The following is a 10260-nucleotide window of genomic DNA, read 5'->3' on the forward strand; positions in this document are numbered from 1 at the left end:
GTGTTAATAGCTTCCGTCACTTTTTTGGTCTCTTTCTGGACGTTTGTAACAATCTCATTTATCTCATCAGTGCTCTTCCTCGAGTCGGCAGCAAGTTTTCGGACCTCATCGGCAACAACGGCAAATCCCCGGCCGTATTCACCGGCTCTTGCAGCTTCAATTGCGGCATTCAAAGCAAGGAGATTGGTCTGGTCAGCAATCGATTTGATTTTCCCCGTAACGGCACCGATATTATTGACAGCGTCATCCAGAGAATGAACAATATCCCCAAGTTTGGAGATTTCCGTAACAAGCTGTTCCACTTCTTCCAGAGCCATATTACTGAGACCCTGGGCTTCATCACTGGTTTTTCCTGCCTGGGAAGCATAGCTGGAAGATTTAGTGGAAGATTCGCTGAGCTTTTTGAAAATCTCTTGAGAAGCTTTTATATCCGAAGCTGCTGTGCCTGCATGCCTTGAAAGATTCTCGGAACCGGTTGCAATCTGTTCGGAAGCCGTTGAAATTTGCTGCATGCCCATATTCATCTGGCCGACAGCTTCTTCGGACTGCTGAGCGTCTTCCAGGGTTGTGAGCATGTCTGCCAGGATATTTTCAATAACCAATTTCAGATTAATGACAAGCTTATTGAATTCGTCAAAAGTCTTACCGAAATCATCGTCCTTGATCTTCTCCAGATGGGTATCAAGATCCCCCTCACTAATTCTTCGGATACCCTCTCCAAGATCCTTCAGACAGTTGTTAGTATAATTTAAAAGATTCTCAACTTCCTTTTCTTTCTCTTTCATCTCTGTCATATCAGTTATGACTGTGAGAGTGCCAACAATAATACCAGCCTCGTCTTTTACTGGTACAGAGGAAGTTACTGTAAATAGCGGTTTGTCCTGAGCCTTAAGTTTAAGTGCCCGTTCAAGGTTATAAACCCCCTCTCCAGATTCCAGAACCTTTTCAGCAAGTGATTTTTTAGTACTGCTCTCCATTAATTCGGAAGGCGATATCCCGATTGCTTCATCCGCACTCCTTAACTTGCAAATTTCCACAAAATATTCATTAATATACTTTATTTTTCCGGAAGCATCTGAATAAAATGCAAGCGATGGCTTTGGTATGCTGCTAACAATCGCTCTTTGAGATTCTTCTCTCCGTTTTACATGCAGAGTCACATCTAAGAATACCCCGTCAATATAAGCGATGTTTCCATTATCATCTTTCACCGGATGAGCCTGTTCCTGAACAAATACTATACTCCCATCTACTTTTTTGATTCGATATTCAACCTGATAAGGAGTTTTGTTTTTCATCGCTTTCTGTGTAGTTTTATCGATAAGGGAAAGGTCCTCTGGAAGAACAATATCAGACCACGAGAATTTTTGGGAAATGAAATCCATTTTAGAATAACCGGTTAGTTTCTCCACACTTTTACCGATGTACTGTATAGACCAGGAAGAATCATTCGAGACTCTGAAAACAGTTACTGGAAGGCTATCTATTAGCGAGCTTATCTCTTTCGCTTTTAAATCTTCATCTCCAACTAAATTTTTTAGTGAGTCTTTTTGTTTTTGTGTTTCTAAATCAGGACCTATAGAAGACATATTAAATCAATCCCCTAATGATTTATATAATAACTATGATTATAATTAGAGGAAGTATTTAAGTGTATAGGTGAAAAAAAGAAACTTTCCACTTAGCCAGCACCCCCTGGTGACTGTTAAACTAAGTTGGAATAGTGTGTTGATAAAAAACAGACATATTAACTCATAAACCTCAAAGTATGCCTTAGCATAAGAATAATGAAAATTAACAAGTTGCCTGAAAAACAGGCAACTGCGTAAGTCCTATATTAAATTATTTTACTATTGTGAATTATGTTGAGAGTTGTTTGGAGTTTTTCGTTGCATCTATTATCCAGTGGAGGGCCATGACCATAAAAAATCCTGGAAACATCTTTTGTGCAGAGATATTCCATAGATTTTACATAATTTTCCTCAAAAGTCCAGTTATTTGAGTTAAGAATTACGCGTGTATCGCCAACAAAGAGAAATCCGTTTTCAGAACAATAAAGGCAGATAGAATCCTGGGTATGCCCCGGAGTATGTATTACTTCAAAGAACTTATCCCCGATTAAGATTGATTCCCCACCTTTTAGCACAACATCCACTCCTTTGAGATAAGGTGAAAATGCATAGACTTTAGGAGAATAAATTTCTTTTACTGTTTTTAAAAGCGATGTGTGATCGTAATGATTATGTGTGAGAACAATTTGATCAATCAGTTTTTTACCAACGCCTTTTGAGATCTCATCAAATTTTTCAAAGATGATATTGTCACGGCCAATATCAATGATTGTGTTCAGATTGCTCAGAGAATTAAATTCACCCTGTATATAATAGACATTACATGTATACGTTGTCGGATTTTCGGTAAGGTTAATTACCTTCAATTCATTTACACTCCTTTAAAATTTACCGTGATTTTTTTATATATCCGGGCATTGCTTATGAATTGCTCAAATTGTTCATGCGCTGAAACGGGAAGTTTTTGCGTTTGTTCTGTAATGAAAAACCCACGATTTGAGAGCGAATGGTAAAACAGATTTATAATGTCAGTACTTTGTTGTTCTGTAAAATGAAGGAGCACATTCTTACATAAAATTATATCAAATGGTCTTTCAATTATGGGTTTTAAAGACAACAGATTATGCCAAATATATATTATATGCTCTCTTATTTCCTCAGAGATGAGGTAATTGCCCTGAATATCTGTATCTTTAATAAAATTGTTCAAAAACATCTTTTCCGGAATTTTTTGAAGGGCATCCTGCGGGTATGAACCTTTTTTGATGATATTTTCAAATCTGTTGTTTGGATCAATATCTGTTGCGTAAATCCGTATTCGGGAAAATATTTCTTCTTCAAGAATTTCCTTTAAAAGAATTGCAAGAGTGTAGGGTTCCGCGCCGTTTGCACAACCTGCGCTCCAGATATTGATATTCTTGTTGCTCTTATGGCCTTCATCCTCAAGAATCAGAGGAATAAGGATATCAGGGATCATTTTAAGAGTTTGAGTGTCCCTGAAAAAATAAGTTGCACCCATATTAAACCCTTTTTTCATTTACGCGGCATATTTTCCGGTAAAGGTTTTGTTCTGGAAGTATTCTTGTGAAATGACCGCTTAGATATTCAGGAATTTCCTGTGAAATTTCACATAATAGAAATCCATCATCTGTTAAGGAATTGTAAAACATTTTTACTACATCCACCTGTTCTTTATAATTAAAATGCTGGAGAACATGTTTGCATATAATTAAATCAAAATCATATCCGATGGAATTTAAGGACAAGAGATCATGTTTCTGGTAATTTACCTTCTCTCTTAAATTTTCTGATATAATGTAAATATCCGGATTTTCGAGATCCTGTACAAAATATTTTTTCAGAGTATTGGAGGGAACAGAGGAAATCTGATTTTTCTTGTAAGTGCCTTCTTCGATGATTTTTCTGAATCTGTTGCTGTTGTCAATATCGGATGCAAATATTGTTATTTTTTTAAATTGTTCATCATTGAGCGTCTCTTTTAAATGAATTAATATTGAGTAGATTTCCGGACCGTTTGCACACCCGGCATCCCATATTTTAATAGTTTTTTTTCCGGAAATACTGGACAGTACATACTTCGGAATTAGTTCTATTGCATCTAAGTCCCTGAAAAAAAAGGTGAATGCCATTTATTATCAGATTCCTGTTTTTATTTCAGACTTCAATCAGGTTATCATCCGGTATTCTGGCTATATCAATCCGGATGATGAGGTTTTCAATGTAATTCCCCATTTTCCCCGGGTTTGATAATGCCCCTGACAGACTCGAGGCTTTTTAATATTTTAGGGGTTTTTGATTGATTAAAGCCGGAAGAGGCTGAAAATAAATCAAAATTTTGACGCCCCCAGAAAACATAAAAAATATCTAAATCCGGTGCCTTTAGCACCGGATTTATCGACATCACCTCAACAATTTATTTCGATTTCTTTTAAATGGGATGTAGGATATGATGTATTTCCAATCTGAAACTTGACAACATTTGTCATTTCCATATTGAAAATCTCCATTATACCCTGTATTTTTCCATGTCGGACTTCAGACTGTTGGAAAGGTCGGTCACTTCATGAATCGCAGCTCCAATTTCTTGAATTGCCGCACTTGTCTCTTCTGCAATTGCTGCAAGAGATTCCGACTCTTTTTGTGCCTCCCTTGTCATGAGGTTTCCTTCTTCTGAAGCCTTTACAACCTTTGTTGAGATTTTTGCCTGATTATCGATCGCTTCTGTGATCTCGCCAATATCTTTTGTTACCTGGGCAGCATTTATAATGATTGTATTGAGGGCATCAAGGGTCTTATTGACACTATCAACACCGTCAATTATCTCTTTATTGGCAGCATTGATAGCATCTGCAGTTTTTTTGCTGTCTCTTTGTACTGAATTCACAACAATTTCAATATTATCTGTTGCATTTCTTGCCTTTGATGCAAGGTTTTTGACCTCACCTGCAACAACAGCAAATCCTCGCCCGTGTTCTCCTGCACGTGCAGCCTCAATTGCGGCGTTTAAAGCGAGCAGGTTTATCTGGCTTGTAATGTCATTTATGAGTTTTATGACATTGTCGATCTGTTTTATTTGTTCTGTGAGGTTGTTTATTCCGTTTACACTTTCCTTGGCAATCTTTTCAACACTTGCCATTTTCAGGTTTGTATCTTTGCCAAGAACCTGTGCATCCTTTCCGATACTCACAACCTCATTTGCAACAGAGAGAATCACCTTTGATTTACCTGCAATCTTTTCAGTGGATGCTGACAGATCGACTATCTCTCTATTGATGCCCTCTATTTTATAGAGAAGCTCTCTGGTCAGTTCAGAACTCTTCTGACTGGATATTGCAACGCCTTCTGACGCCTTTGCAACCTCATCGGCACCTCTGCTGGCTTCATCGCTACATTCTACAACCTGCATGGTGACAGATTTTGTAGATTCTATAACTTCACTCACAGAAATTCCAATGTTATTAAGAACATCCTTGAAATTTACGAAATCCCCCTCAACATGAAGTTTTTCATCAAGCCGGGCTCTAAAGTTTCCATCCGAAAATTCATTTGAAACTCTTATTGCTTCATTCAGAGGACCAATAACGGCATCAAGAGTATTATTAACACCGCCTACAACCTTACGGAAATCACCTTCATGACGGCTAACATCTGCACGGGTATCAAGCTGGCCTGCAATACCAGCATTTGAAAGCATGACAGCATCTTCTACAAGGTTATTTACGGCGACGATACAGGTATTCAGGTTATTCTTGATCTCGTTGAAGTCACCGTTATAGTTCTCCTTAATCAGCTCAGGAATATCACCACGGCTGATACGTTCAACATATTCGGCAGCAACATTCAGAGGGCCAATAACGGCATCAAGAGTATCATTGATTCCTTCCACAATCTTTCTGAAATCTCCCGGATGCTGAGAGGCGTCTGCCCGAGTATCGAGTGCTCCTTTTATTGCAGCTTCAGAGAGCATTTCCGTATCTTCAACAAGATTCTTGATAGTAGAATTGACCTGGGCAAGCTTTTCATTAATTAGTACAAAATTTTTATGAGCATCAATGGTATATTCATCGGCCTTTGAGACGTCAATATGAAGATCCGTGTTACCATTACTCAGCTTGTCCAGATTATTCCCAAGTTTCCCAACTTCACTATTGAGATAATTTGCAACTCTTACTACGGCAGTCTGATCCTGAACAAATTCAAATGCACCGGTGACTTCTCCCTTCTGATTCAGAATGGGAATGCCGGCAGTTGAGATTTCATATTCTTTATCCAGTGGTTTGGTCTGGGTCCTGCTGGTCGTCTCAGAAACTGATTCCATTGCTCGGGCACAGGGACAATTTGGAGTATGGCAATCGCCTGTATTGAATAGCGAATGACATTTCTTGCCGACTAATTCTTTTTTAGTTGAGCCTAAAAGTTTTGCTCCAGTTTCATTCATATAGAGAACATTAAACGATTTATCGATTGCCTGCAACGTCAGAGGCATACGGTCAATATACCCAACAAGGGTATCAAGGGTTTCATTGACCCCCTCCATAATTTTTCGGAAATCACCTTCATGACGGCTAGCGTCTGCTCTTGTGTCAAGTTTTCCTCCAGTAGCAGCATCAACCAGCAATCCTGCATCAGAAACAAGATCGTTTACAGCAACAATACAGGTATTCAGGTTATTCTTGATCTCGTTGAAATCACCTTTGTAGTTGTCCGTAATTGGCTCAGGAATATCACCACGGCTGATGCGTTCAACATATTCGGCAGCAACATTCAAAGGACCCATAACAGCATCAAGAGTATCATTAACTCCTTCAACGATCTTTCGGAAGTCTCCCGGATGCTGAGAGGCGTCTGCCCGAGTATCGAGTGCTCCGTTTACTGCAGCGTCAGAGAGCATTCTTGTATCTTCAACAAGATTCTTGATAGTAGAATTGACCTGGGCAAGCTTTTCATTAATTAGTACAAAATTTTTATGAGCATCAATGGTATATTCATCGGCCTTTGATACGTCAATATGAAGATCTGTATCGCCATTGCTCAGTTTGTCCAGATTTGCCCCAAGTTTATCAACTTCACTATTGAGATAATTTGTAACTCTTGTCACAGCGGTCTGGTCCTGAACAAATTCAAAAGCGCCGGTGACCTCTCCCTTTTGATTCATAATTGGAATGCTGGCAGTTGAAATCTCAAGTTCTTTTCCCAGGGGTTTAGCCAGGGTCCGGCTGGTTGCCTCAGAAACTGTATCCATTGCCCTGGCAGAGGGACAATTTGGAGTATGACAATCGCCTGTATTGAATAGTGAATAACATTTCTTGCCGATTAATTCTTTTTTTGTTGAACCTAAAAGTTTTGCTCCGGTTTCATTCATATAGAGAATATTAAATGATTTATCGGTTGCCTGCAACGGCAAAGGCATACGGTCAATATACCCAACAAGGGTATCAAGGGTAGTATTCATTCCGTCCACAATTTTTCGGAAATCACCTTCATGACGGCTAGCATCTGCACGGGTATCAAGTTTTCCACCAATAGCAGCATCAACAAGCATTCCTGAATCAGAAACAAGATTCTTGATCGTAGAATTGACCTGGGCAAGCTTTTCATTAATTAGTACAAAATTTTTATGAGCGTCAATGGTATATTCATCGGGCTTTGATACGTCAAAATGAAGATCTGTATCGCCATTGCTCAGTTTGTCCAGATTAGTTCCAAGTTTCTCAATTTCACTATTGAGATAATTTGTAAGTTTTATTGAAGCAGTTTGATCCTGAACAAATTCAAAAGCACCGGTGACCTCTCCCTTTTGGTTTTTAATTGGAATGCTGGTATAGGAGATTTCAAGTTCTTTTCCCATTGGCTTAGCCCGGGTCTGACTAGTCACTTCAGAAATTATTTCCATTGCCTGAGCACAGGCACAATTTTGGGTCTGGCAATCGCCGGTCTTGAATTGTGAAAAACATTTCTTACCGATCAATTCTTTTTTTGTTGAACCTAAAAGTTTTGACCCTGTTACATTCATATAGAGAATATTAAATGATGTATCTATTGTCATCACCGGGAGGCTCATATGGTCAATAAGCCCAACAACGGTATCAAGAGTAGAATTCACTCCACTTACAATCTTGCGGAAATCGCCTTCATGCCTGGTAGCATCTGCACGTGAATCCAGTCGTCCGGAAGCACCTGCTTCTGAAAGTACGACAGCATCTTCAACGAGATTATTTACAGCAACAATACAGGTGTTCAGGTTATTCTTGATCTCGTTGAAATCTCCTTTGTAGTTTTCAGTAATAGGCTCCGGAATATCACCGCGGCTGATGCGTTCAATATATTCGGCAGCAACATTAAGAGGACCAATTACAGCATCAAGAGTATTATTCACCTCTTTAAGAATTGTGCCCCATCCTCCGGGATACTTAGAGTCATCAGCACGTGTATCGAGCCGGCCTTCTGCACCTACCTTTGAAACGGTATGAATTTCATCCAAAATGCCTGTAATATTTTCAGTGCTGCGGTTGATTAGATCAACAGTTTTTTTGGTATCTCCTTTGAAGTTCCCGCTTATTTTCTCTAATTTTTCACCTGTTGAAATTCTTTCAACAAAGGACCTGAGCATTTCAAGCTGAATTTTTTCGTCTTCTTTAAATACCATATTAATTAACTCCCTAAACCGGAGGAATTTTGAGCTTAATTTAACATATAGAATACAGAAGCTCTCAAATCAGTAACCTGATTTACTCACCTGGCAAGATTATTTCGAATATTAGTGTCAACAATTGTTTCAATTTGGAGTTATACTGATCAATATTTTCAAAGAACTTTTCAATCTGGGTTACAAATTCGTCAAACTTTTTATAATGTCGATAGATTTTCTGATAGCGTTTTATACTGACAATGACGCCAGCTTATCTCTTTTACTTCTGAACCGACACATATCGGCAAATATTTAACTTGTTAACGGCACTTAATTATATCAAAATCATAATCAATTGACGCCATATTTTTACAAATCGCCTAATTGTTTATATATCGACTATAATAATAAATATAATAAGTATATAAGTTTATAGGTGATCACAAAAATTTTTCATACCACGGGCATTTCAGACAATGATTGATCAATTTTTTCACGGCTTGAGGAAAAAACAAACCTACCACTTCAGTTTATCCGCAAAAGAAAAAAATCAAAAAATAATTAAAATTGATGAAGAGGATAGTGAATGAGAAGAATGCGGATATTCAAAAATAAATTAATCTGACAATGCCAGATTAAATACAACAGATCTGAACACCCGATGATGAATATTTTGAGGAGTAGGGTTATTGATAAACCATTTTTAATCCGGATGTCGCTAACCCTATCCACATCAATATATTCCAGATCTTCTATTTCCCCAAAGGGAATCTTTTGCTTACCTATGATCAAGCTGCTATCGATTACTACAAATTATGCATCCGTCCACCACACAGCAGAAATTTTCACAGGAATTCGAAGGTGGACTTTATCATTCATCCATTAATTTCATTCAGTTCTTCTTCACTGAATAACTCTTTAAGGTCCATTAAGGTTAGAAGTCCATCCTCAAGTTTCCCAACCCCCTTTAAAAACTTTGATTCATCAGTTAAAGCTAAAAACCTGGGAATTTCTTCGATATTTTTGGAGGACAGATATTTGACTTCGCTAACGCTGTCAACCATCATCCCTATGGTAGCATTATCGTATTCAATAACAATAATCCGGGTATTTTCATCGTTCTTTTTCGGTTCTTTCCCAAGCCTTTTTCTGAGATTGATAATGACTGCAATTTGACCCCTGAGATTTAAGATCCCTTCTACAAAATCAGGTACGTTTGGAATTCGAGTAATTTGAGTTGGCAGAATAATCTCCTTTATCTGGGAAATTTCAACTCCATATATTTCTTCGCCGAGGTTGAAGACAATTACTTGAATCGTATTATCCACATTTACAGTTTGACTATGATAGCTCATGTACATCACCTGAAAAATGGAGCTAATTGAAATTGACTGGATTCAATTAGCTCCGGATTCGAACAGATCTGGATCAGACTGTTCAGTGTCTCTTTAAATTTCCCATTCTATCGAAATTTTGAGGCTTCTTAGAGGATGTTTGACTGGTTTTCGGTTCTCCCGACACTTTAAAGTTTTCTAAGAGAACATTGACTGTTTTCTGAGCAAGCTCGCTAACATTCTGTACCGAAGTACTTACCTGCTGCATGGCAGCTGTCTGTTCCTCGATAGCAGCAGAAGTTTCTTCACTGCTTGCGGCATTCTCTTCAGCAGTAGATGCGGTCTCACTGATGCTTTTCTCAATATTTTCGATTTTATCCAGACCTTCTTCTGACAGACTATCCAGTTCGATGAGCATAGAGTTGATAGTGGCAACTGCAGTGGCAATTTCCTGACTCTTATTCAAAGCCTGTTTAATGTTCTTGCTTCCTGTTTTAGCCTGACCGTCTGCAGTGTTAATAGCTTCCGTCACTTTTTTGGTCTCTTTCTGGACGTTTGTAACAATCTCATTTATCTCATCAGTGCTCTTCCTCGAATCAGCAGCAAGTTTTCGGACCTCATCAGCAACAACGGCAAATCCCCGGCCGTATTCACCGGCTCTTGCAGCTTCAATTGCGGCATTCAAAGCAAGGAGATTGGTCTGGTC

7 protein-coding genes are annotated in these 10260 nt (G+C 38.5%); all 7 read right to left on the reverse strand.

What is annotated here, in order from left to right; genetic code table 11:
• A partial coding sequence (locus tag EO92_RS08125; RefSeq protein WP_048170742.1) for a methyl-accepting chemotaxis protein occupies nucleotides 1–1589 on the reverse strand: 1589 nt, incomplete at its 3' end.
• A 248-nt stretch (nucleotides 1590–1837) separates the two neighbouring features.
• Nucleotides 1838–2437: an MBL fold metallo-hydrolase gene (locus EO92_RS08130; protein ID WP_048134747.1), complete on the reverse strand. Its 600-nt coding sequence runs from the start codon at nucleotides 2435–2437 to the stop codon at nucleotides 1838–1840.
• Between the two features lie 5 nt (nucleotides 2438–2442).
• Entirely contained in the window at nucleotides 2443–3090 is a 648-nt protein-coding gene (locus EO92_RS08135) for a protein-glutamate O-methyltransferase CheR (protein WP_048170738.1), read from the reverse strand.
• Nucleotide 3091: 1 nt separating this feature from the next.
• Entirely contained in the window at nucleotides 3092–3721 is a 630-nt protein-coding gene (locus EO92_RS08140; protein WP_048134748.1) for a CheR family methyltransferase, read from the reverse strand.
• A gap of 377 nt (nucleotides 3722–4098) precedes the next feature.
• The gene (locus EO92_RS16695) at nucleotides 4099–8238 is read right to left on the reverse strand and encodes a methyl-accepting chemotaxis protein (protein ID WP_052734308.1); all 4140 of its coding nucleotides are present in this window, start codon (nucleotides 8236–8238) and stop codon (nucleotides 4099–4101) included.
• An 857-nt stretch (nucleotides 8239–9095) separates the two neighbouring features.
• Nucleotides 9096–9575, reverse strand: a complete 480-nt coding sequence (locus tag EO92_RS08150; RefSeq protein ID WP_048170734.1) for a chemotaxis protein CheW — start codon at nucleotides 9573–9575, stop codon at nucleotides 9096–9098.
• Between the two features lie 82 nt (nucleotides 9576–9657).
• The coding region (locus tag EO92_RS08155) for a methyl-accepting chemotaxis protein (RefSeq protein WP_235283255.1) at nucleotides 9658–10260 on the reverse strand (603 nt) is incomplete at its 5' end.

This window comes from Methanosarcina sp. 2.H.A.1B.4 (assembly GCF_000979385.1).
Classification (GTDB): Archaea; Halobacteriota; Methanosarcinia; order Methanosarcinales; family Methanosarcinaceae; genus Methanosarcina.